This window comes from Rheinheimera baltica DSM 14885, from assembly GCF_000425345.1.
In the GTDB taxonomy this organism is placed as follows: Bacteria; Pseudomonadota; Gammaproteobacteria; order Enterobacterales; family Alteromonadaceae; genus Alishewanella; species Alishewanella baltica.
Window position 1 is genome coordinate 1 of sequence record NZ_AUDG01000041.1, and the last position, 24,351, is coordinate 24,351.

Here is a 24,351-nt window from a genome sequence, read left to right on the forward strand (position 1 = left end):
GATTTACTGGACGTGATTGAAGATCGCTACGAGCAACGCAGCACAATCATCGTCAGTCAATTACCGGTCTCAGAGTGGTATGGCCTAATGGATAACCCGACCGTTGCAGATGCGCTGTTAGACAGGGTGATCCACAACGCTCATCGGCTGGAATTAACAGGTGAGTCACAACGTAAAAAAACACTGGTTCAGGGTGAGGAAGTCGGGTAAAAAGAGAGGATAAACGAAGGTCAGATCATGCTGGCCGGATCACACCGAAATGCCTGGCCGGATGAAACCGGAACAGGTGGCCGGACAAACCGAAATACGCAACGGCTCTTAATAAAACGTCAAGCTGACTCGTTATTTCAGCGTAGTGTGTGCCGTGATCTTGGTTTAGATGCTGATCTAAAATATCTTTAACGAATTCGACATTCCGTATCTCGTCCATTTCAGTGAATTGTGTAGCATAGCTTTGATTAATCTTGAGAAACGCAAGGTCTTTTTCCCAACCAACGAATTGAAATGCGAGAAGAGGCTCTTCCTTGCGGAGAGCTTTTAAAGCTTGCTCAAAATCGGCCCAAAACTCGTTGCCGAGATCTGGTAATAGAGTCTGCACAGTCTGCTCGTACATACTTGCAACGATAGATCTTAGTTTTTGGATCGTGCCCACATGCTCTTGAGAATCAAGTCCGTGCTTTGTGCATAAACGCTCAAAAACATCGTCAAAACCCGTTAGTAATTTCTCACTAGTTAATGTTGAACAGATAATGGCATGGCGAATTTGTAATAGATAAGACACGACCAAACGTCTTCCAGCGAGAGATTCAGTTCTGAGTTTCACCCAAAATGCGATGCTCGCTGGCAGTACAGCTATGATTAACGCGATGAATTGCTCCTGCAAAACACTCTCCTTTAAAAAATCAGGACGCTTTATGTCCCTATAAGTATCATTCCAGTTGAGGCTTAACAATAACCTTATCTATCTATGGCTATTATTTGTGATATCGACTTAGTAGTTCCGATGTCATAGGTAACTTCGTACGATTACGCAACAAGTTTCCGTGCCCGTCAACTTTTCGGTCTAGCGATGATAACGAGTCACTACTGATATCGTCTAATGCGTTTAGTGCTCGATAAATCCTTTCGTCTTCTGACTGCCAGTTTTTGGCGTAAGGTTTTGGTTTTGCAGCTTGGGGTAACACCTTATTGAGCAAGTCTCTGTCATGGTTATATAAAACAGCATAAGCAGCCTGCGCGCTTTTTCTTAGCTGAGTTCTTCCCCATTCAGGGTTAGCCTTCACAAGGGCGCTTAATTTCGAGTACGCAGCATAGATGTTTTTTCTAATCCGTAAATGCTGTCGCCAATTACTCAATAGCGGCTCGGCAGCAATAACTTGCTCAACAAACCCAACTGTCAGCCCGAGCTCTTGGGCAATATCTTTCCTGTGTTCCCCATAGAACGCTTTGATTAAAACTTTTCTTCTGATATCTGCGGAGTATCTCATTGAGTTAGTGCGATGTGGGATTTGATAGTATTCAGCAATACGTTTGATGCAACAGCGACTCTTTCCCGTAATTCTCTCGATGCGATTGAAACTAAGCCCTTCTCTCAAAAACGATAGAACTTCTGTTTCGCCATCATTCTCAACGCCTGTGCATAAAGCGTCGTGAGGCGCTGGAAGTGCCTTCTCGTTATGCATTAATAATCGCAGCGGGTCGTTGTTGGTTAGCCAACAGCCAAACAACAGATGTTTTATAGGATGACATGGTGCACGTGTTTTTTGTCTTAAAATGCGGCCTATAAAGCTGAAATCCTTCAATGCCTCAGGCACACCCGGCTGACCGCCACTGGCATACTCAACAGACTGCCAGTAATCGGCCACGCCAAGTATAATTTCTGCGAATTTCAGCTTCCCATGTACACCATGAGTCAGCCCCATTTCAGTGAGTAAACACCGATAACTATCTGCATAGTTAATTTCATGGTCTTTAACCACATCAAATAAACTAGCAGCGTATGTAGCAAAACGGATTTGTGTGTCATTAGCCTCAGCTACTGTTTCAACCTTCATCGGCGGGTACAGAAAAACCCGGTCGGTAAACCCTTCCCCCATCGGTAAAGCATTCAACATGCAATGATGCTTGTAACAAGCCTGCACTCCAGAAACTTGATGACGTATATGCCAGTAGCTGAAACCATACGACTCGATATCTTCAAGTACACAGGCTGGACAGTAATTTAAGCCATAGAATACGTGGAATCGCGAGTGGGTAATCGCAGTACGAGCCAGAACTTTAGCTTCATTACTGAATAGCATTTCCTGATAAATCGTCGAAGCAGATTCAGCCTGAACAAAGCGCAGTAAGGGGTAAAGCGTCGAATGCATAATTACCATGTGGGGATCTAATTGAAAGAACTCTGAAAGCCTTCCTATGCAGCCGGGTAAATATGGGTTAATCCGTTTTCTGGCATTACCATATACCTGATGCAGCACATTAGGTGCGGTATAGCCTGACAATAATGCAAATCTTCCGACTGTACTTAATGGGATCTCATCACTGGGAACTGGAAAGTGAAAATGAACCCCTCCCATACTTAAGCTACCAGCGCTAAGTCATTTCTCAACCAATACAGCAAGGCAAGAGAGTAAATCGGGTGTACTCTATCAGGTGAGAATTTATCGAATCCGAAGACCTTTTTAATCGGGCTGACTTTGTGCGATTTGAATTCCACATCCATCGGAAAAAGATGTGATAAAACTGCATTTGGCATTTCATTCTCAAATCTTCGCTGAAGGATCTCGAAAATTGGCAGGCTGTTGTCCTTTACTCTAGTAATCTCAGGTATCGCTAAAAACTCTCTTGCCCTAGCGACAATTTTTGCTCCTTTGCCAGCGTCATTGCTTAGTAATATCAACATATCGTGACAAAACTGACTCCAAACCAATAGCTCTTCGTTCACTTTATCGCTAAGTGGAAATCTATGTATTTGAGGTAACGCACCACGTCTTAAGTCTTTTAATAGGGAAAAGTCTTCTTGAAGTGGTACTGAGTGCTTCACACAGTGTGTTATGCCCAACAATTGATGCTTTACGTGCCAAATACTGTGACCAATAGAAGCTAAATCCTCCTCTACGCACAGCGAGCAAAACTTCCAATTCGCTTGGCATGCAATGCGAGCCTGTCGATATTCAGATGCAATTCCTCCTTGGTTATGCAAACGCATTTCGGCATAACGCTCAAAAGGCAGTCCTATCGACAACATCGGCAGGCTGGTGTGCTTATCAAACCCAGAGGAGTCATTTTTTACTTCACGTCGATAAAGACTTATTGCATCACAAATTGCAGAGTTAAAACGACAATACAAAAATGACGTGTTTGATATACCTAACTGTTTCAGTGATGCAGCGATCTCTGGGTAACCTAACAATAGGTGCAGTCGATTGACCCAACCAAGAAGGTGCTCACCGGGTAAAATAGGGCAATGAAAAGGCAGCATTAACCTACCTCCTCATACTGGCCTTCAATAACGTTCGATTTGTTATACGTATTATCGAGAATGCCGCCTTGCTTAACCCTTTCGATAATTGCCAGCTCTGCATCATTTAGAATATATTTCTCTTCGGCTTCCCCTATCTCTTTACGCAACGCGCTCATCGCCTTAGGCGACAATGTTTTTTTCTCAAGCAACAACTCCAACTTTAAAATGAATTCTTTTTTGGCAGGCGATATAGTGTCCATAGCCCTTTGCATAAGGTCAGGATAGTTTTTACCACCGTTGTCGCGAATATCTTCAACTGCGATTTTGATCAACTTAGACGCATTGTTGAAAGCGTGGCGAAAGGAGGAGATAGTTAACTTTTCATCATCACGTTTTTTTGTCGATTCGATGACCCAGAACTGTGCGTGTACAAATAAGAACGTGAAAACAAACGGTATGCCTTGTGTTAGTTTGTAAATCTCGTCGAATAGCACTTTATCTGTGATATTACGCTTGTCATCATAAAGTTCGCACGGCGTTGTCACATATTGATATGGCCAAAGAGTCTTAACTAATCCTATCCAGACAGGATCATTCTGCTCATACCTTTCAAAATGCTTATCTCCGCCAGCAGTTAAGCGCCGTGTTGAAGTGAAAGTTCCTTTAAGAATTGGGAGGATATCTGGCGTTCCTATAAGCACGAGTCCCATACGCCAACGTTCCGCCAGCTCACTAAAGAAATTTAAAAACTCCTGATCACCTCCAGCTTTACTCACTGATAAATTTTTCATCTCGTCAATGACTAACAAACCTATTTTGTAAGTCTCAATGATGGTGCGAAATAACGTTTCGTAAACACCCAGTTGAGTCGTGGGTTTCACCGTCGAGGCATATTCAGTTCCAACACATTTGTCGACCTCTTCCAAAAACAGTTGGCAAAGGCTTTTACGGTTAGCGTTAGAAGATATCTTCAAATAGATCCATAGCACCTGTGGCTGTTTGAATGGCTTTCCGTGGTACTCTGTATGGTCAATAACCTGAGGGAGAGACTGCAATACTCGCCTGACTATAAAGGTCTTTCCAAAGCCACTTGGCGCAACCACCAAAAGACTCTCACCTGTTGTGCCAGTCCAAGACTCATCCATTGCCTGTTTAAGTAGAAGTAACGAATAATGGCGTTGTACCTTTTTAGTTTCAAAGCTATTCCGATCTGAATAAGTAGTGAAAAGCATCCTCCAAAGCGTTTGATATAAATCGTAAAAATGGATGTTTGGCACCACATATTTATAAACTGCTGCAATCTTAACCTTACGATAAACGTTATCTTCACCTCGCGATTGAGGATCAAACTTTGGTAGAAACAGAATTAGCTCAAAATACTCTTTCAGGCTCATCAACGGGGGCATAGCCTCGATATATGGGTTACCGATATATTCTTTGGGCACATCCTTAGAATAGTGGGCTTCGAAGCGAATCACGTTATCCATGGCCTATCTCCTGTAAAATAATATCTAAAATTGATTGCTCGTCATGATTGCTTTCGTCGGCACTGGGCTCTGCTTCATCAGAAGCTTTATTCGGGATATCATGTTTAGTTTGATTTGTTGGGGGATTGTCTACTTTTGAAGATACGTTCTGACCAACCAGCTCTGACGTGAACTGATCAAACAGTTTGTTTTCCCGGCTATAGCTTTCCTCTCGAAGTAATCCACCCGCAGTAGCGGCATCCATGGGGCGGCTGCCATCCAACTTAATAAAATGTTGTTCTCTTTGAGCGAAAGCGTGTTTGCCAATACTTCTAATAATGCGACTGTATTCAATCGCTTTCTCACGATTGTCTTCAATATGAATACCCTTTTGCTCACTGTTACGAAGGCGTGCCGATTCAAATTCGTTGTGAGACATATCTTTGTAGCGCATCTGCTCAGAGGCTAAATGACCAACAACAAACTTACCATTTAGCTCGATAAGAATTTTGTTTACTGTGGATCTTAAATATCGACATGACAGTACGGGCTTTTTTGCACGGCCCTCTCTGCGATTTTGTAAACCTTCGATACGAACATCTTCACAGCAATATTTGAGATGTTTTCCTTTCAACATTAGATGGGTGCGATGAACTGTTAGCTCTCCTACCTCTAAAAGACTGAGGTATAAAGTTTTCATGTTTACATTTCTAAGAAAAAAGCCGCGATTTTTAAGCCCCCATAGCCAATAGTCACGGCATACGTCTTTAACACCATCCTGTGATGCTTGCTGCTCCATTGGGTAGTTGTCCTTCCAGACAATTTGGTTATGGTAAATGGCATAAATAAAGAGAATTTGCTGTAGTTCGCGTGGCGTTAGCGCGGCAGTTTTATGGGGAAGTTGTCTGTTGCGCCCAATTAGTTCTTTATATTCAAATCCCGGTAGTTGCTCATTCTTCATCATGGCATGAAACATGGCGAAACTTGATTCAACTAACCCTTTGTCATCGCCCGAGTAGGCTCGTCCAAAGATAACAATCAGACTTAAGTCTTTGCCTACAGAGCCACTAATTTTATTGGCGAACTCTTCGTTATCTACTAACAACTGCGACGGAATGCCGGATTCTATCCAGTCATCTTCGTCAATGATTAAGCCACACTCTTGTGCTACCTGTTTTTTATTTCTGAAAGTGTTGAATAGAGCAATCCGCGCTTCATACCAGCTAGCTTTTCCACTTGCTACATGAATTCCAACAAATGCACGGGTATAAACATCCCGGACCGAGTAAATCGTAATCTTGCTAAGAACTACCCTGCGGTCATAGGGCGATACGACCTTGATGTCCACTTCGGTTGAATCCAACTGAAATATATGTCCCGGACCGAGTGCAATGTAATTCCCATCACCCGTTCTACCTTGGTTGTCGGACTTATGTTTAGCGGCTGGCCGCCGTTTGGCTGAAATGTTTTCCCTCCTCAACCCAAGCGCAACCGGCATCCAATCATAAAATTGATTCAGAGATATTCGTTCATTTACGGACAAAAGTTTTGGGGTGCTTGTACTACCATCAGGGTATATTTTTTGTTTTTCTGCAGCATATTGTTCTTCCAGAAGTTTTTCATAAACAGCTGCCAATGAGATTTTTTGACTGTTCAGGTAGTACTTTTTTAGTACTACACTCATTTTATCGACATCGACTTGTTCAACGTTCTTACCGACATAACCCAATGAGCTGGTGTTTCGCGGTTTACCAACTTTTTTGCGGGCAGCAAAAAGCTTGCGCTCATGTCGCCCTCTTTTAGTTATGAGTGCATTTTTTAACCTGCCTCCGCGAAAATATTCGTTTAAATATCGCTGTACATTTCTGGGGGTTGAACTAAACGCTTGAGCCACACGAGCAACAACACTTTCACCATGACCTGAATAAAACAGTTCGTCTTCATCCGTCATCGCAGCCACAACAATCGCAAAACGGCGATCACGCTCTTTTATGCATGGTAGCGGCTCACCATCCCTGCCAATTGCGTGCTCATCAGGTTGCTTCTTATACTCGGGCAGATCCAGTATGCTGGTTTTTAGATCACCACTATCAATAGCTGCCACAATATCAGCTAAGTCAAATTCAACAGGTTTACGGTCTGGGAATTTGGTTTTATGTTCACCTTCAGTGATATATGGCAGTAGCCAAATACGATTTCTCTCGAAAAAAATAGCGGCAACTACCATGACTTCAGAAATCAGTGGCGTATTACAAAGTGGGCTAGGCGATAAAAGCGTTTCGTAATTAAGCATTAACCTTTAATCCTAAATAGTAAGGTGAATGCTCAGGTAAAAGTGCTACTTCGGGATCTGAATAAATATCGTGAATCCAAAATCCATGCTGCATCAGGGTAAATGAATCGATGAAGTCGATACCTTTAATGCTAGCCACTTCATGAACTATATTGCGTAGCGGATGGTAAGTGCGCTTGGATAGCAACCTCACAAAGTGATCTTTGAAGTCGGTATACTCGTTCACCAGCTCAATAGGTAAATTCGCCCCACGCAGTATCCGAAAAATATTGCGCACAGCCTCTGAGTTTTTTTGCTCATCTGTGGTTATCTCGTATTCCCAGCCAAGACTTTCAGCAAGCGTCTTCTCAAGCATCAGCTTTTCGTTAGTACGCTTATGCTCGACTAAATGTTTAGGTTTCACACTGACGGCTCGCTTCTTGCCTCCGACCAAAGTACAGACAAAATCAAAGGTAATTGCTTTGTCAGTTGCACTCCAAACGTGCTTGGGATGCTTTATTTCTAGAGCTTTCGCGAAAGCTTTTGACTTGGCAATATCGGTAACGGGATATTGCTCTTTGATATCTATTACCAACGGGTCATGCAGAAGCTGAATAAGGGTATTTGTCTCATTCTGAGAGAGAAGATGATAAACCCTGCCAGCATTGTGGGGACAAGGAATACGTGCTTTAAACCCAGACGACGTAACGTCTTGCGTGCGATAAAAAGGTTCGTATTCCCCTCTTTCTTCCTTTTCTGAAAAGTCAGATATCCATTTTCGCTGCAGTTTTGCACTCGTGCGCACACGTGTTTTACCCATTCCCATATAAACCTCTACAACCTTTACACATCAAATACCCACTACTATAGTGGGCATTGTGAAATGATCAATTTTTTTGCTGTTTTTTTCATTCAGGTTGAACAGTCACTTATGCAGTAGGTTGTGGTAATCTTTATGGGTTTTGGGAATAGAGCGTTTGTATGGAACTACAGCAAGTAGCAGAAATTATTTCAGGACGTACGTTCAAACACGGCGTTAAAGAGTTTGATGACTGGACACATGCGGTAGTACAGATACGTGATGTTTTCAAAAACCCTCATGCCAGTGGGATAGCTTGGGGGCAACTGAGCAAATCCCTCTTTGACAGAAAAGTGACCAGTCAGGAGCTTAAGAAAAACGACATCCTCGTCATAGCAAAGGGCATGCAGAAAACGGCAATCTTACTTGGAGATATTCCCTTTCCTACAATCGTAAACCAGCACTTTTTTATCATTCGGGTTAAAGACACAAACACAGTACATCCGGAGTTTCTACAGCACTTCCTAAATAGTGAAATTTCTCAGCAGTGGCTGCTAGATAACAGCAGTGGCCAGCATCAGAATACAATGAGCAAGACAGTGCTCTCACAACTGGAAGTGCCTACAGTGCCTTTAGAACAGCAAATATCAATGGCTGAATTTGCCAAATTTATGTCAAAGGAAATTTCAGATCACCAGACAGCTATCGCTAAATTAGAAGACCATTTGAATAGCATGTTTCTCCGCATTAGCGATGAAGATGCTTTACAGGAAAACAGCTTCAACTAGTTCAACCATTTAAAAGGGAATTTAAACTCTGTGAACGATATTGTTAAAAGAGCACCGCTTAAAATATTAATTGCAAGACGCCGCGACCTGTTGCGTGGACCTACACATATTTTTTTCGCTATATCAATAAGCATAGCCACTTACTATGTGTTTAATTACTTCAAATTTTGCTGGGTGATGATTGATGCTTTCTGTCCTACTACTGAAACCTCTAATCAACTATTTAAAGTGCTTATCGCTATAACTCAGTTTTTAGGTATTGGCTTGCTCCTGTGGGATTTAGATGAGCGTATGCAGACTCTTACCGGGGCTAAGTTAACAAACTATTTCATAAGTAAAATAAAAGCATGGTGGTCTTTGTTTTTTATTAGAGGTCAGCATGTAAGTAGTTCTGCATCAGCATCCTCATATTCTGGTGGTGTAGTAGCCAGTTCAGCATATCAGAAAATGAAAACTGTAGATGAGCAACTTGAATATCTTCAAAGAAGAATAATTGAAGTTGAATCACGCATAGCCAAAGAGAGTGGTGAACGGAAAGATTTGGAGAGAAAAATAGAATCAGATCTTAAAAAGGTCTATTCGGCCATAGACGATTCTAAAAACCAAGTTATGAAAACAGTAACAAAGATCCATGTTGGTGGATACACGCGTCAACTATGGTCATTGTTTCTTATAGCTTATTCGGCTGTGTTAAGCGTATTTGTCTAGTATAATCTTAATTATTCCCGCTATTCGCTCATAGCTGCCTGTCAGACTAACTCTAAGTCTATTCGTCTGAACGGCAGGATCAGGTATGAAATACCAAACGTAAAGTTCAGTTAGTTACCATTAGAAAGTGAAACATCCAGTACAAAGATATCAATCAATCCCATCAGTTCTGACGGTAGATTGCTCTCTATACTCTTTTGGAGCTCAATTGGACTTTTAATCCCATGTCTTTTCCTTCCTGCTATTGCCAAATGAGCCCCAAACCAAATAACAAGGTATATCCCTTGCTGCTCTGCATCAGGATGAATTGAATAACGGTTATACAATTGCTCTGAACCTGCGGAATACAATTCTTTATGCCATTGCCCTTTTGCCTCAATGACAAGCAAGCGCCTCTTGCCAGTAATCACTTTTGCAGCTGTTATATCAATCCTATTTTGATTTTTAGTCTGATGTTCGGCCGTAACAGTTATACTTTTCGGCTGTAATACCAAGCTAAGCCTTTCAGCAATAATCTCAACACAATCTACTTCACCTTTATGGGTGAATTGTCCGTTAGTGTCTTCCTTATAAAACTGTTTAGCAGTGTTAAATTCACCGCCATGTAAGTCCTTTTGATAGTCCTTCAATTCTTGAAAAATAGATGCTCTTAAGCCTTCGACGGTGACGATCTCGTTATTGTCTAATAAATCTACAATTTGTTGTGGTATTGGCGGTTCAAAATCTCTCAGCGCTTTTTTCCGCAGTTGATCTGCTTTTATGCTTTTCAGTGTGAGATGAATATCAGTAAATCCCTGATTCTCTATCATTCGATTTAGTACGGGAATTGCTTCATCAGGTGAGTCATGGCTGATAGTCCAAACGATTTCAGTAAGAAATCGATAGGCCGTTTCTCCAACTGGGCTACCTGATCCCCAATGACTAGGAAGGTCTACTTTTGGCCACTTGTCAAAGAATGCATTCATGATCAACTCAATCTTCAATGCAGATAACCAAGGCCAAGGATCATGTTCTTCTCGATTCATTCTTCCTGAGCGGTGTTCAAAGAGTAATACCGAATTCCGATCAGGCTTAAGCCAGTCAAAAAAAGGACATGCAACTTCTTTGCTTAGGAAATAAAATGCTCGAACAAACCAAAATTTTCGCCTTTGCTCAAATTTTTCATCATCCTTAGGAGCTGGCCAGTTTGTTAACATATCAGAGCTACGAGTCAATATAAGTCGATTAAGCCTCTCACGTTCTCCAAACCGCGCAGCTAGTTCAAAAAGCGTATCCATTGCGTGATATTCAAGCTCCTGAAAACGCTCGAGCCACTCAATAGATAGCTCACTTTTTAGGGAACTGAATGCATCATCATATTGTAGTAATTCGACCCGAGGGTGTTTGCACTCACTATTTGCCAATTGTGGTTCAACATAATGACGTAGAAATTGCTCTGCCTTTTCTTGCTCAGGGAAAAGCAAGCGATTAACCTCAGCTTGAAGCCAATTGTGTTCAACTGCATCGACAGCATCGTACCTAGTATTAAAAGTCGTTTTCAAAGCGACTAGTAGCGCAGGCTTTACCCCCTCTAAATTTCCATATTCACGCATAATTTCTATGCACGACGCATAAAGAATTATCTCGACGTGCAATCCTTTCGAACAACATCGTAGCTCAGCAAGTTTCCCTAAATCTGGCACATGCGGCTCAATGAATTCGAGACAATTCTTCAGTGCATTTCTGACAATTGTTTCGCTGCCAAACTCGGTAGGAATATTTTCAGGTCTTGTAAGTGCGGCATAAGCAAAATTGACTAACAGCTGCCAGTGCTTGCCACTCTCTACAAGTTCACGATGCTCATTTATATATTGTATGTTCTGGCTATAAATGTCTTTTTCACGCTTTTGGGCTCGCTTTACATTCCTTTTATGTTTGGCATCCCAACGTCTGTACTGTTCTAAATCAGACTGTGCAACCGCTCTATTAAACTTCGCCCATATTTGCATGAACATTGGTTTTTGTAGTGCTTGCTCTCGCATGTGGCGTCGCAACTCATTTGGGACTCTCTCTATTGAATGTTGATGCCTATAATGTCTTGCAATAAAGTACTCCCATAGACGGGGATTGTCTGAATCAAATGCGAAATCGACCAAAAACCTTAAGTCCTGTTTTACAAAGTACAGGGCAGAATGCATATGAAATGGGTTACCAAACTTATGTTTATGAGCTTCGTGGATCTCAGTATGATCTTTTAGCCCCCCAAAAACATGAGCTATAATGCCCTCCCGTAAAGACCGATCCTCATACAATACTTGAACAGATTTACTATCGGTAGGGCCTCTGGTGCCATGGAAGTTTAAATTCTGTATCCAGCGCCAAACACGTAAGTGATCAAAAGGAGGAGACGAAATATCAAAATAATGATCCAACAATGAGCCAACAACCTTGCTGACACCACTTAAGCACTCACATTCATATCGCTCAAGACCGCAGCCACATATTAGATCCAGTGTTAGAGCATCTAGCAGCCATTCAACTGAATCTTTATCTAACTTTTGGATAACCCGTTTGATGAAAAATCGATCTCTTATAACTCTACTTAGCGCTTGTTTATCACTAGGGAATAAATTTACGCATGTACGAAAAAACTTTTCGTGGCTGCTCAAATCAAACACATCTTTACCGACCAACTCAATCCATTTAGCAGCTACTTCAAGTGATGCTGAAGTTGCTTCAGATAGTAAGGCAGCAAAATCCGGTCTTAAATCGTATTCAGGGCAATAAGCTAAACATTTACCAGCTAGTAGACGCGTATACCTGTCTTCTTGAGCGCCTAAAGCGATTTGTTGCAATTCTCCGGTCAATAAGGAACAAACAGCAGAGTCAATTATCAATTCAAGAACTAAATCACGTAAATGTCCATCACTACTGTTCTTAAGCAATATCTTAAGGTCTTGAACAATATCCTTCGTAAAAAAACCAGCAATACTAAATCTGCGCCAAAAATCTCCTCGACGAAAATACGGGTCCTTCTTCTCAACTTCTTGAAGATTTGCTAGAAGAAGTTGCTTTGAACTTGGCTCTAATTGTGATGGATCTCCGTTAGCAAGAATTGCGTATGGGTCAAGCCGGATTAAAGTTTGTTGAATTGTTTTGTTACCTAAAGCAGCCATCCACCCAAGTAATCCTCGAAGTTCATCTCTCACTATAGAATTGGGTGCAATAACTGACAGACATTCGGCCAACGTCAAATTATCCGCAGGATCAACTATTCGCTTAACAAGAAAGTCTGCAGAACAATACTCAGCTACGATTTTATGCACTGGTCGGTGTTGGTCAACTGTATCTCCGGGCTTGAAAAGTCGTGTAGCAAGAACACTGGAAATGTCGGAGTCACTATTTAGCAGTGACGAAAACAAAGGATAAATTCTGGTTTCCGAACACTCATTAACGCTTATCCCTTCAGCACCAGACAATAACAGCTTGGCAAAAACCTCTGAAGCGATCTTAACTTTTTGAGTTACGGAGAGAGGATTGCCAATTTTGGAAGATGTTGGTTTGACTTCTCTTGTTAGGCGCTCTATAGCAAGTTTAAAAATTGAGCGTTTATCAGAAAACTTTCTGCCACTTTCGAGATACGCATCGATAAACATTCTCAGGAATTGCGGATTAGGCAACAGCGGCTCTAAAGAAAATCTGGACACTTCTGAGTGGAATTTAGCGAAATCCTCGCCCGGTGCGTGATGCTTGAAGATCGCACATTGTTCCGACTCATCAAATTCACAAAGTCTAACGATGAGAGGTTCACTACGAAGATAATCTTTTACTGTAATTGTATCTGAATTATCCCACTCGCTGGACCTACTCGAGATAATTACACAAGTAGGTTTAGCTTTTACCACTTGAGCCAAAAGCTGATGAATTCCACTTTCATTAATCTTCGCTAATTCATCAAATCCATCAATTACTATTGGTTTTCCTTCTTGCTCAAAACCAATATGAACAAACTTTGTTGCTGTTATTGCTGATGTGCCTAGTTGATTTGAAAGGCTATGCAGAAGTTCTGTTTTACCAGCACCCGGTTCAGCCAGAACAACGACTAAAGTCGATTCTTCTAGTAACTCTTTCTCTGAGAATGTTTTTTCGTTACTCGAAAGCCTACGTTGTAGATAAAAATTCGAGTACATAGTTGCAATCTTTTTCAAGCGATAGACAAGTTAGAGTAGTTATTTAGGGAATGTAACAGAGGTTTTAAGCAATGTCTCCAAATAGACATTCTCAACATTTTGTATTTCAAAGATGTTTCCTCTTTGAAATGCGATCCACAATATAGAGCACAAGCTGTGTCGTTAAAACCTCCATCAAAAACCAATTTAGAACTAACTAAATTGACTAAGAGGCTTAATAAATTAGCTAAAAATTGACCATGGCCTCCTTTGGACAATTATTAAAATTTTCCATTTAACCTTAAAATTATCCAATCAATTCAAATATTATCCGTTTACAATCAAAAAAAACAGTTAGCAATATTGCCCGGCGACCCAGCCACTGGCCCAGGCCCACTGAAAGTTGTAGCCTCCCAGCCAACCGGTAACATCGACCACTTCACCAATAAAGTACAAGCCGGGTTGCTGTTTAGCTTCCATGGTTTTTGACGATAAATAGTCGGTATCCACGCCACCAATAGTCACTTCTGCGGTGCGGTAGCCCTCAGTACCGTTGGGCTTAAAAATGTAACCATGCAGGCTGTCAGCAATCTGTTTCGTGGTTTTCGGGTTTAATGCTTTTAGCGGTTGGTTAGTAAACACTTGTAGTTCAATTAGTTTTTCTACCAGCCGTTTAGGCAGTAATTTAGCCAGGGCGGTTTTAACTTCTTGTTCTGGATGGGCTTGCTGCTGTTCAGCTAAAAACGCCGCTAAATCGGTTTGCGGTGACATATTGACTATCACTTCATCGCCCGGCTGCCAGTAGCTGGATATTTGCAAAATAGCCGGCCCGCTTAGCCCACGGTGGGTAAACAGCATGTCTTCCGGAAATAGTGTGTCGTTGGCTTGTGCAGTAACCGGCAAGGCGACACCACTGATTTCTTCAAATACAGCTTTATCACTAGGTTGCCACGTTAAGGGTACTAAAGCGGCTCGCAGCGGTAACACTTTTAACCCAAATTGCTCGGCTAACTGGAAGCCAAATGCCGTGGCACCTAAATTAGGCAAGCTTAAACCGCCGCTGGCGACAATAAGACTTTGGCACTGCCGGTTTAGCTCTGCCGTGGTAACGGTATATTGGCCATCAGCAAAACTCACGCCGGTAATACTTTGCTGCAATGCAATTTGCACATTGGCCGCTTTAGCTTCTCTGAGCAGCATTTCTACAATGTCTTTAGCGCTGTCATCACAAAACAGCTGACCCAGCGTTTTTTCATGAAAAGCAATGCCATGCTGCTGCACCAAGCCGATAAAATCCCACTGGGTATAACGGCTTAATGCCGATTTACAAAAATGCTTATTTTGCGAGAGGAAATTCTCGGGTCCGGCATACATATTGGTAAAATTACAACGCCCGCCACCCGACATCAAAATTTTACGCCCTACGCGCTTGCCATTATCCAGAACCAGTACGTTACGGCCACGTTTACCGGCCTCAATCGCACACATCAGGCCAGCGGCACCGGCTCCAATTACTATAACGTCCCACGCTTGCATTACATCGGCCTATCTTGAACTCTAATATAGGCGCTATTGTCGTTTACTCTTTGCCTGGTTGCAATCGTGCCACCAGCTTCAATCAGTTCAGTTATAACTTATAGCATTTAAGCATAAAGGAGAAACTTACACATAATTGAAAACGTCGCCAAAGGGGCTGGTTTTGCTCAGTTTATTTTTTAACCGGCGTTTTAACAAAGACCTTTTTTTGAAACGTCGTTAAGCAAAATGAAAAATTGCAACAATTGTCACTGTTTCGTGTATTTACACTTAATTACATATTAGATAAAACAGAAGTAGATGTTGTTGCATGGTTGCAATATGCCGTCGTCGTCCAGGAAACACATAACAATAAATAACTACATAATAAGAGAAATTAATGAGAAAGCCTCAGTTCACACTAACCAAGCTGGCACTGCTTTGCTTACCAGCCACGCTATTGGTTGCTACCCATACCAATGCGCAAATCACCGTTGATGAAGCAAGCCAGTATCTCAGCCCGGTAGCGGCAAAGTTGCTGCCTGTAGAAAAAAATGAATCTAAACGTTATATCGTAAAATATAAGCAGCAACAGCTGGATTTTGCCGGCCCTGGCGCGTTTAGCCTTAATGCCGTTGAACGACGCAACCACAATTTGCAACAACGCAAACAACGGTTGGAATTACGTGGTGCCAAGGTAAAAGAAGTATTAGCTGCACAATCTTCAATTGCAGTGGAATTATCTGCTGCTGAATTAGCCGAATTGCAAAATGCAAGTGATGTTGAGTTTGTTGAAGAAGATTACAAACGCTTCCCAATGGCACAGCAGATCCCATTCGGTTACACCATGGTTCAAGCGAATCAGGTAAGTGACCAGTTCGCTTCAAACCAGAAAGTGTGCATTATCGACTCTGGTTTAGATTTGCCACATGAAGATTTCTTAACTGGCAATATTACCGGCACTAACAATTCAGGCACCGGTAACTGGTACGACAATGGTGGCCCACACGGCACGCACGTAGCAGGAACTATTGCCGCATTAAACAACAGCACAGGCATGCTTGGCGTACTGCCAAACGGCAACCTAAAACTGCACATTGTTAAAGTGTTTAACGCCGAAGGCTGGGGGTATACCTCCACGTTGGCCAATGCCGTAAATACCTGTGTAACCAATGGTGCTACGGTAATTAACATGAGCTTGGGTGGCGGTGGTGCAAGCACGACTGAAGGTAACGCTATGCAAGCCGCTTTTGATGCAGGCGTATTACTGATCGCCGCTGCGGGCAACGATGGCAATACCACACTTTCTTACCCAGCTTCTTATGATGCTGTTGTTTCTGTTGCCGCAATTGATAAAAACAAGCAACTGGCTGACTTTTCACAGCGTAACGTACAAGTAGAACTGGCCGGCCCGGGTGTAGACATTCGCTCTACCTACCCTGAAGGCACAGGCTTAGAAGCACTATTAAGCGTAGGCAGCACCAGCTACGAAAGTAGCCCAATGACTAATTCGTCTGATGGCTCTGCTACTGCAGCACTGGCCAGTTGTGGTTTAGGTGAAACAACGTGTACGACAGTTAGCAATAAAATTTGTTTAATTGAACGTGGCAACGTTAGCTTTGTGCAAAAAGTACAATCTTGTGAAGATGGCGGTGGTTTAGCCGCAATTATTTATAACAACACTACTGGCGATTTTGGCGGCACTCTGGGTGACAACCCAGGTACTACCATTCCAGCACTTGCTGTTACTCAAGCGGTTGGCCAGGCACTTATGGGCAAACTTAACCAAACAGCTAATGTTAGCTCAGGTGCCAGCAACTATGGCTTAATGAGTGGTACTTCAATGGCATCGCCGCATGTAGCGGGTGTTGCAGCACTGTTGTGGAGCCATTACCCGCAGTGTACCAATGCACAAATTCGTAATGTGCTGGCACTGACAGCCGAAGATTTAGGCACAGCAGGTCGTGACAACTCTTACGGCTTTGGTTTAGTTCGCACCAAGACTGCCTTTGACTATATTGCACAGAACGGATGTGACGGGAATGGCAACGGCGGCGGCGAAGAGCCACAACCACCAACGGGCAATGAGCTGCAAAAAGGCGTTGCGCAAACAAGCCTGAGCGGTGCAGCAGGAAGCAATACGTTTTATACCTTCGTTGTTCCTGCCGGTGCAACCAACCTGACATTTACTATGTCTGGTGGTTCAGGTGATGCGGATATCTTCGTTAAGTTTGGTAGTGCGCCAACAAGCTCAAGCTACGATTGTCGTCCATACAAAGGCGGTAATGCTGAGAGCTGCAGTTTTGCCGCACCTCAAGCCGGTACATATCATGTAATGATTAACGGTTACAGTGCATATTCTGGCGTATCGTTAGTGGCAGATTACACAGCTGGCTCAGGTTCAGGTGGCAGTACAGGTGGTAGTAGCACACTAAACAACCTGACAGCGACTAAGGGCAACTGGCTACACTACACTGTTACCGTGCCTGCTGGCATGAGCAGCTTAACGGTAAATGCTTCAGGTGGTTCAGGTGATGCAGACTTATATGTTCGTCGTGGCGCCCAGCCAACCACAACCACCTATGATTGTCGTCCATATAAAAACGGCAATACTGAAAGCTGTGCGATTAATAATCCACAAGCTGCTGTATGGCATATCAGCCTACGCGCCTACAGTACGTTCAGTGGCCTAACCCTGGTAACCGAATACAAACCGTAATTAAGATTCTCTAATGCAAAAGGCCAGCATCACAGCTGGCCTTTTTTGTTTTTACTCTTTATGGCTTTAGTTATAACGGTTTATGGGTTTAATAACCGGCTTAACTGAGCCTGCGCTAACGGCTCGCTTTGATCAGCAGCTTTCTGATACAAGTCACGGGCTTTTACCAAATCTTTACTCACGCCACGACCGTATTCATACATCCAACCTAAGTTGTACTGAGCATTGGCATAACCTTGTTCAGCCGCCATAGCAAACAATTCAACTGCCTTTTTATCGTCAACTTTTACCTGCCGGCCATTTTTATAAAACAAACCCAATGCAGTTAACGCACGCGGTACCTTAGCGTCTAACGACTGCTGATATAGCTCAAAAGCTTTGCGCTCATCTAAACTTACACCATAGCCTTTTTCATACATGTAGCCTAAATTTGCCACGGCACGCTGATGGCCTTGAGCAACTGCTTTCTGATACCAATATACGGCTTGTTTATCATCCTGCCTGACACCGCGTCCTGTTTCATAACGCGAACCCAAATTAAACTGGGCATCGGCATCACCTTGCTCTGCTACCTTACTGTACCAATACAACGCTTTTTCATTATCTTGCGCTACACCACGGCCCGCACCATACATAAAACCCAAATTATATTGCGCAAACAATACGCCTTGATCTGCAGCTCGCTGATACCATTTAACGGCCTCTGCATCATCTTGCTTCACGCCTGTGCCGTTAGCTAACTGTAACGCTACAAGATACTGTGCATCAGCATTGCCCTGTTCGGCGGAAAGCTTTAACCACTTGTGCGCCTCACTTGCACTGGCGGTTTCATCCTGACTTAGTAAGTTGCCTAAACGGAACTGCGCATCCCTATTGCCCGCCGTTGCTGCAAGTTTTAACAGCTCAGCAGCCCGACGGGCGTCTGTCCGTATTCCACGACCTTCGCTAAGGTGAATAGCGAGGTAATAGCAAGCAGATTGATCTTGTTCACCACAAGCCAGCTCAAGGAACTCAACCGCTTTAGCGTCGTTTCCTCGTGTGCCACGGCCAAGCGAATAACTGATCCCAACTTCACGCTGCGCATCTATTAACCCCTGCGCTGCCGCACGGCTAAACAGTTCAAATGCACGGTTATCATTCTGACTAAAGCCTATACCCTGCAAGTGATATTGCCCCAATTGATACCCTGAACGAATATGCCCCTGTTCCAATGCTTTTTGATACCAATCGATGGCTTTTGTAATATTAACCGGCGCACCACGACCCACACTGTAACGTTCAGCAACGATGTATTGCGCATCAATATCACCCTGCGCAGCCGCACGTTCGTACCACATTAATGCACTAGTATCGTCCTTTGGCACACCGCGCCCGCTGCCATACATAAAGCCTAGATTATACATTGCTAATACATGCTGTTGTTCTGCCGCTTGGCGATACCAAAATACCGACAACGCGTCATCCTGCGCCAACCCGATACCGTTGGCCAGTGATACAGCCAAATGATATTGTGCCTGCGCCATGCCTTGTTCAGCAGCGGCGCTAAACCACTGCGCAGCTGCGATAGCATCAACAGACACACCATAACCATTTGCATACATGGCGGCGAGATTAAATTGAGCATCTGCCATACCTGATTCAGCCAGCGGATACCAATGGCTAAAGGCTTCTGCATAATTTTTGCGCTGAAACTCTCGCAAACCGCTATCAAACTTCGCATCTACCAAAGGCAGTACAGCTAACTCGGCTTGTTTGGGCTTGCTCACGGTTTGCGTTTTAATCACATCTGGATTAGATGTCGCCTGAACAGGCGTCGTTATTTTCTTGGTAACCTCTACTGCCGGCTGTAGTTCCGGAGCCGTTGGCGCAGCAGCAATGGCAGTAGTAGGTACTTCGGCCAAAGGTACCGTAACATCATCTGATGCAGGTGCAGGTGCAATAACCGAAGTGTCCTGCTGCGCTTTGCGCGCCGCAAGTTCATCGGTAATGTCTTTTTTCGCTCTGGCTGATTCGGCGAAATCGGAGCTATTAGACGCTGCCTGCTCCAACCAATAAGCTGCTTGCAAAGCGTCTTGTTCAACCCCTTGGCCCATCGAATACATTTTCGCCAGCTCAAACTGAGCCATAGTATTGCCATCCATTGCCAGAGATTGCCAGATTTCAGCCGCCTTAACATAGTCACCTTGCTGAAATGCTGCCTTTGCATCAGCGATTTGTTGTTGCGGTTCAGCCGCCAACATAAAGCTGGTGACCATTAAGCTTGTTATTATTTTATTTAGCCGCATAGATGCCCCTCCATTGCATGTTGTTATATCAAATAAAGGCGTTTACACCAAGGGCGAAACCAAGATAAAAAGTGAACCTAGCGTGAATAAACAGCGAAAAACTGCGATTAATCGTCTATTTTTTCAGGCAGACTGTCGATTGTAACCATCTAGCAATGCTAACCAGTGTTGTTCATGCCAGGCAAAGTCAGCGTGCAGACCGCGTTCTTTTACTAACGACCGCTGTAACCGTGCCAGGTTATCGCGCTGCCAATGTCCGTTTGGTCGAATTGCGCATTTATCAAAATCAATCAGCCAAAACTCACCATGCTGATCCAGCAGAATGTTATGACAATTAAGATCTGAGTGATAAACCCCTTGTTGATGAAAGCGGGCAATCAGTGCCCCCAACTGCTGCCACTGCAAAACTGTCAGCGCTTCCGAAGCACAAAGCACCGTATAAAGATCACGGCTAGCGGCAATGAGTTCAATTATTAGATCAGCGCGATAATAACCGCCAGATACCTGATAATGCGCGGCAAGAGGTCTGGGAACAGGTAAGCCGCAGCGGCGCATATGTCGTAGTAAGGCAAACTCCTGCATGGCACGGCTACGCAGCACCCGTTGAAAGCAAAATTTATCCTGTATTACCTTACCTACCAAGCCTCCACGGTAATAATGCCGCAAGACAAAATTTGTGTCGTTGTGGCGCACAAACCAAGCGATATTCCGCCCTTTAGATTGGCCAATAACCGCACCTTGTTGTTGCCAATTCTCAGGTACAAAGCTCAGGTTAGTCTCGTGGTGAAACACATCACGCTGATACCAGCTTACCCCGCGTTGCTGCACTCCAACGCAAAAGCTATCCGTATCCGGCCCAAGATAGTCGGCAATAGCCTGACAACTGCGCACTGCCGCTCCTGACTGTTGTTGATACAACGCGAGCGCCTGCTCGCCTTGCTGTTTACGCACCTGAGGTTGCAAGAGTAACTGCGCCGTGTTGCTTACCAGAGAGGCTTCATCGCTGACCCAATTAACCGCCTTTGCCTTATGTAGCCATTGATACGCCTGTGCAAAATTAAACACATGTGGCCCGCTTTGTATCGCTTTACCCAGCGACATTGCCTCCAGCGGATTATGGCCACCACGCTCAATTAAACTGCCGCCAATAAACACCACGTCAGCCAACTGATACCAAACCATCAACTCCCCCATGCTGTCACCAAGCAGCACATCTGTTGCATCACACACTGGGGCATTACTGCTGCGACGTAACAATTGTAATCCGGCTTGCTGCACTTGCAGTGCCACGGCGTTAAAACGCTCAGGATGACGTGGGACTAATAACAGCAGTAACTCTGGGAACTGAGGTTTTAGCTGCTGATAAGCACTAAGTAGTAATGCGTCTTCACCTACATGGGTACTGCCCGCCACCCACACCTGACGCTTTGCCAGTACTGGCGTAAACTGCGCAAACACGCCCTCCAATGCCGCAACCGCTGGTGCCATATCAAACTTCAGGTTTCCGCTAACCAAATGCTCGGCCTGGCAACCAAGCGCTTTAAAACGCCGAACGGTGTGGCTATTTTGGGCTAACAACACGCTAATATTGCTCAGCGCCAGCTGAGAAAATGCATGCCAGCGCCTATAACCGCGAGCCGAGCGAGCCGATAAGCGGGCATTGACCACTATGGTGGGAATAAGTGCACGGCGGCATTGCTGCAATACATTCGGCCACAACTCAGTTTCCAACACCACCACCGCCTGTGGCTGCAGCTTGTTTAGCCAGCGTGATACCGCCCCTGGGGTATCTACTGGCAAATAGCAGTGGTAAACACTGTCGCCAAAGGTTTGTTTAATGCGTTCAGAGCCGGTTGGTGTCGTGCAGGTTATGGTTAATCTAAGATGCGGATAGCGCTGCTGCAAGGCGTGAATAAGTGGCGTAGCCGCCACCACTTCACCCACGGATACCGCGTGCACAACAATACCACCACGTGCATTGGCCGGTACTGTCTGCCAGGCAAACCGCTCAGCCAAGCGTTGGCGGTAGCGTTTATCTTTGCCCGAGCGCCAAAGCAGATACAGCACCGCAGGCACAGTAACAAGATAAATAAGCACGCTATAGCAAACACGGACAAACAGCTGTGGCATTAACGATTCCCTGCGGTTAACAGTCAGGCTTAGAATACGGGCGCCTTAACAGGCAAAGCGCAATGGCCGCCATAATGCCAAATTTAACCTGCTGATACCAAAAGATTCTGTTTCAAAACGGCATTAAATGCTACGCTAGCGGGCATATTTGTTGTTCGATCCCAGCTTTTGCAGCTGCACACACACTGTGGGTCTTTGGAGCTTATTATGGCGCTACCTAAACACCAGCAACCGGCCATGTTCGATGGCGTAAAAGAGTTTTTATTGCGCTTTGCCGCATCAGGCTATTTCCCTGCCACGGCTTTTATTAAAAACCAACCGGTGAAAGCCAACCTGCGGATGGTAGATGCCAATTTAAAAATAGAAATTGTCAGCCATTGCTGGAACTACGCGCGCTTTTTTGTTTATCAGCTAAGCTCGCTGGTAAAGTATCCGCCAACGCAGATGCAAGTGCGGTTTACCGTATTTTATTCTGCAGAAGATGTAGAAACCGCTAAGCTGCTTAAGCATTTTCAAACTATTGACGTGCCCAATGTAGAGTGGAATTTTCAGGAATTACCAACGCCATTGCTGCTGCGCCGCGCCATAGGCCGCAACCACGCGTCTAAACACACTCTCGCCGACTGGATTTGGTTCGCCGATTGCGACATGGTATTTCACGAAGGCTGCTTAGACACGCTTGAACAGCTGTTGAAGGGCCGGCAAGATATTTTAGTTTTCCCTGATACATTGTTAGTAACGCCACTGCTAACAGAAGCCGATCCGATGATTTCCGCTGGCAAAGATAAAACCGAGTTATTGGAAGTAGATACCAGCAAGTTTAAACCGCGTAAATTTGACCGTGCGACCGGCGCTATTCAGATTATTCATGGCGATGTTGCGCGCGCCTGCGGTTACTGTGACGATTTAGCGGTATACCAAAAACCCAAATACCACTGGACTAAAACCTACGAAGACCGTGCCGTACGCTGGTTGTTAGGCACCCATGGTGTACCAATAGCCTTACCCAATTTGCTGCTTATTCGCCACGCTGAAAAAGGCCGTTATAAAGAAGACAGTAAAATTTCGGTAGTTCGTAAAGCCATTCGCCGCGTTAAGTCGGCACTTATTAATAAATAAAAATGAAATAATAGAGACAATTATGGCACGTAAAAAAACGATTTCGCAAAGTATACGCTGGTGGTGGTCTACGCGGGTATTAGGCTTTTGGCGCGTTAAACTATCTGGTGCGATAAAACGTAAACTGGCAGCGCCGGCTGATACTATTGTATTTAACAGCGATGCCACACCTATGCCAGCAGCTAAAAAAAGCGGCATTACCGTTATTCTTACTGCTTATCGCCGTGCCGAATATCTCGCTGAGCAAATTACCGCACTACGCAACCAAACTATACCACCTGATGAAATCTGGGTATGGTCAAACCGCAGCGAAGATCAGTTACTGGATGTTTCTGCTCTGGCCGATCGGGTCGTAGTGTCGAACACAAACTTCCTGTTCTGGGGCCGTTTTGCACTGGCCAGTCTGGTACGTACTGAATTTGTTGCTTTTTTTGATGACGACATTCTGCCCCAACCACGCTGGTTTGAAAATTGTCTAAATACTATTGAAGCCGGCCACGATGGTATTCTCGGTGGCTCCGGTGTGTTACTGCCCGCTGAGGGTGGATATGCCAGTAAAAACAAAGCCGGCTGGAATGGCGCACAAAACAGCGCCGTAACTGAGGTTGATTTAGTTGGTCACGCTTGGTTTATGCGTAAAAGCTACGTGCGTTATATGTGGATTGAGGAGCCTGAGTATTGGGATAACGGTGAAGATATCCACTTATCTTATATGGCATTAAAACATGGCGGTATTAAAACCCTAGTACCACCTCACCCAGAAGCAGATCAGTCTTTATGGTGTTGCCGGCCAGATTTTGGCAAAGCAGTTGGCCGGTTAAAAGTTGCCACATACCAAACCCAAGATCATCGTAGCACCCGCAGTGCCATTGTGGATAAATACCGCGCTGATGGCTGGAAAATAGTCAACGCCCGCTAAACCTATGTTTTGCAATATGC

At 44.2% G+C, this 24,351-nt stretch carries 16 protein-coding genes; 6 read left to right on the plus strand and 10 right to left on the minus strand.

The features are described from left to right. Window positions 1-210, plus strand: a 210-nt coding sequence (locus tag H595_RS22370; protein ID WP_037053252.1) for an ATP-binding protein, incomplete at its 5' end; no start/stop codon positions are given. 25 nt (window positions 211-235) lie between these two features. Here the strand turns inward: H595_RS22370 and H595_RS0113495 are convergent. The 6 genes from H595_RS0113495 to H595_RS23515 all read right to left on the minus strand — a co-directional run bounded on the left by H595_RS0113495 (window position 236) and on the right by H595_RS23515 (window position 8,021). After that, window positions 236-883 (minus strand): hypothetical protein, encoded by a 648-nt coding sequence (locus H595_RS0113495; RefSeq protein ID WP_027671684.1) that lies wholly within the window; start codon window positions 881-883, stop codon window positions 236-238. Between the two features lie 91 nt (window positions 884-974). Then, the gene (locus H595_RS0113500) at window positions 975-2,576 is read right to left on the minus strand and encodes a TnsD family Tn7-like transposition protein (RefSeq protein WP_027671685.1); all 1,602 of its coding nucleotides are present in this window, start codon (window positions 2,574-2,576) and stop codon (window positions 975-977) included. Window positions 2,577-2,578: 2 nt separating this feature from the next. Continuing rightward, window positions 2,579-3,481 carry a TniQ family protein gene (locus H595_RS0113505; RefSeq protein WP_027671686.1) on the minus strand — a complete coding sequence of 301 codons (903 nt, stop codon included), beginning with the start codon at window positions 3,479-3,481 and terminating at the stop codon, window positions 2,579-2,581. Next, window positions 3,481-4,950 carry an ATP-binding protein gene (locus H595_RS0113510; RefSeq protein WP_027671687.1) on the minus strand — a complete coding sequence of 490 codons (1,470 nt, stop codon included), beginning with the start codon at window positions 4,948-4,950 and terminating at the stop codon, window positions 3,481-3,483. Before H595_RS0113510 ends, H595_RS0113505 begins: the two co-directional genes overlap by 1 nt. Continuing rightward, entirely contained in the window at window positions 4,943-7,222 is a 2,280-nt protein-coding gene (locus H595_RS0113515) for a hypothetical protein (RefSeq protein ID WP_027671688.1), read from the minus strand. The genes H595_RS0113510 and H595_RS0113515 overlap by 8 nt, the downstream gene beginning before the upstream one ends. Beyond that, on the minus strand, window positions 7,215-8,021 hold the full coding sequence (locus tag H595_RS23515; RefSeq protein WP_169338554.1) for a TnsA endonuclease N-terminal domain-containing protein: 807 nt from the start codon (window positions 8,019-8,021) through the stop codon (window positions 7,215-7,217). The genes H595_RS0113515 and H595_RS23515 overlap by 8 nt, the downstream gene beginning before the upstream one ends. A 161-nt stretch (window positions 8,022-8,182) precedes the next feature. Here H595_RS23515 and H595_RS0113525 point away from each other — a divergent pair, with 161 nt between their 5' ends. Beyond that, window positions 8,183-8,788, plus strand: a complete 606-nt coding sequence (locus tag H595_RS0113525; protein WP_027671689.1) for a restriction endonuclease subunit S — start codon at window positions 8,183-8,185, stop codon at window positions 8,786-8,788. Window positions 8,789-8,818: 30 nt separating this feature from the next. Next, window positions 8,819-9,496: a hypothetical protein gene (locus tag H595_RS0113530; RefSeq protein ID WP_027671690.1), complete on the plus strand. Its 678-nt coding sequence runs from the start codon at window positions 8,819-8,821 to the stop codon at window positions 9,494-9,496. A gap of 110 nt (window positions 9,497-9,606) precedes the next feature. On the opposite strand, the gene H595_RS0113535 is transcribed toward H595_RS0113530, so the two are convergent. Then, window positions 9,607-13,665: an NACHT domain-containing protein gene (locus H595_RS0113535; protein ID WP_027671691.1), complete on the minus strand. Its 4,059-nt coding sequence runs from the start codon at window positions 13,663-13,665 to the stop codon at window positions 9,607-9,609. Between the two features lie 333 nt (window positions 13,666-13,998). Further along, window positions 13,999-15,180: a BaiN/RdsA family NAD(P)/FAD-dependent oxidoreductase gene (locus H595_RS0113540; protein ID WP_027671692.1), complete on the minus strand. Its 1,182-nt coding sequence runs from the start codon at window positions 15,178-15,180 to the stop codon at window positions 13,999-14,001. A gap of 379 nt (window positions 15,181-15,559) precedes the next feature. Here H595_RS0113540 and H595_RS0113545 point away from each other — a divergent pair, with 379 nt between their 5' ends. Beyond that, on the plus strand, window positions 15,560-17,878 hold the full coding sequence (locus H595_RS0113545) for a S8 family serine peptidase (protein WP_027671693.1): 2,319 nt from the start codon (window positions 15,560-15,562) through the stop codon (window positions 17,876-17,878). A gap of 80 nt (window positions 17,879-17,958) precedes the next feature. On the opposite strand, the gene H595_RS0113550 is transcribed toward H595_RS0113545, so the two are convergent. Next, window positions 17,959-20,163, minus strand: coding sequence for an SEL1-like repeat protein (locus H595_RS0113550; RefSeq protein ID WP_027671694.1), 2,205 nt, complete (start codon window positions 20,161-20,163; stop codon window positions 17,959-17,961). 123 nt (window positions 20,164-20,286) lie between these two features. Then, window positions 20,287-22,293 carry a lipid IV(A) 3-deoxy-D-manno-octulosonic acid transferase gene (waaA, locus tag H595_RS0113555; protein ID WP_027671695.1) on the minus strand — a complete coding sequence of 669 codons (2,007 nt, stop codon included), beginning with the start codon at window positions 22,291-22,293 and terminating at the stop codon, window positions 20,287-20,289. Window positions 22,294-22,500: 207 nt separating this feature from the next. Between waaA and H595_RS0113560 the strand changes: the two genes are divergently transcribed. Both H595_RS0113560 and H595_RS0113565 read left to right on the plus strand, forming a co-directional pair. Further along, complete coding sequence (locus H595_RS0113560; protein WP_051219897.1) at window positions 22,501-23,412, plus strand: glycosyltransferase family A protein; 912 nt, start codon at window positions 22,501-22,503, stop codon at window positions 23,410-23,412. 22 nt (window positions 23,413-23,434) lie between these two features. Then, complete coding sequence (locus H595_RS0113565; RefSeq protein ID WP_027671697.1) at window positions 23,435-24,331, plus strand: glycosyltransferase family 2 protein; 897 nt, start codon at window positions 23,435-23,437, stop codon at window positions 24,329-24,331. Window positions 24,332-24,351: the final 20 nt, after the last annotated feature.

Bases quoted from the DNA above. Each gene is read 5' to 3' on its own strand.
- H595_RS0113500 (WP_027671685.1), bottom strand. From the start codon at position 2,576: ATGGGAGGGGTTCATTTTCACTTTCCAGTTCCCAGTGATGAGATCCCA.
- H595_RS0113505 (WP_027671686.1), bottom strand. From the start codon at position 3,481: ATGCTGCCTTTTCATTGCCCTATTTTACCCGGTGAGCACCTTCTTGGT.
- H595_RS0113510 (WP_027671687.1), bottom strand. From the start codon at position 4,950: ATGGATAACGTGATTCGCTTCGAAGCCCACTATTCTAAGGATGTGCCC.
- H595_RS0113515 (WP_027671688.1), bottom strand. From the start codon at position 7,222: ATGCTTAATTACGAAACGCTTTTATCGCCTAGCCCACTTTGTAATACG.
- H595_RS23515 (WP_169338554.1), bottom strand. From the start codon at position 8,021: ATGGGTAAAACACGTGTGCGCACGAGTGCAAAACTGCAGCGAAAATGG.
- H595_RS0113525 (WP_027671689.1), top strand. From the start codon at position 8,183: ATGGAACTACAGCAAGTAGCAGAAATTATTTCAGGACGTACGTTCAAA.
- H595_RS0113535 (WP_027671691.1), bottom strand. From the start codon at position 13,665: ATGTACTCGAATTTTTATCTACAACGTAGGCTTTCGAGTAACGAAAAA.
- H595_RS0113540 (WP_027671692.1), bottom strand. From the start codon at position 15,180: ATGCAAGCGTGGGACGTTATAGTAATTGGAGCCGGTGCCGCTGGCCTG.
- H595_RS0113545 (WP_027671693.1), top strand. From the start codon at position 15,560: ATGAGAAAGCCTCAGTTCACACTAACCAAGCTGGCACTGCTTTGCTTA.
- H595_RS0113550 (WP_027671694.1), bottom strand. From the start codon at position 20,163: ATGCGGCTAAATAAAATAATAACAAGCTTAATGGTCACCAGCTTTATG.
- waaA (WP_027671695.1), bottom strand. From the start codon at position 22,293: ATGCCACAGCTGTTTGTCCGTGTTTGCTATAGCGTGCTTATTTATCTT.
- H595_RS0113560 (WP_051219897.1), top strand. From the start codon at position 22,501: ATGGCGCTACCTAAACACCAGCAACCGGCCATGTTCGATGGCGTAAAA.
- H595_RS0113565 (WP_027671697.1), top strand. From the start codon at position 23,435: ATGGCACGTAAAAAAACGATTTCGCAAAGTATACGCTGGTGGTGGTCT.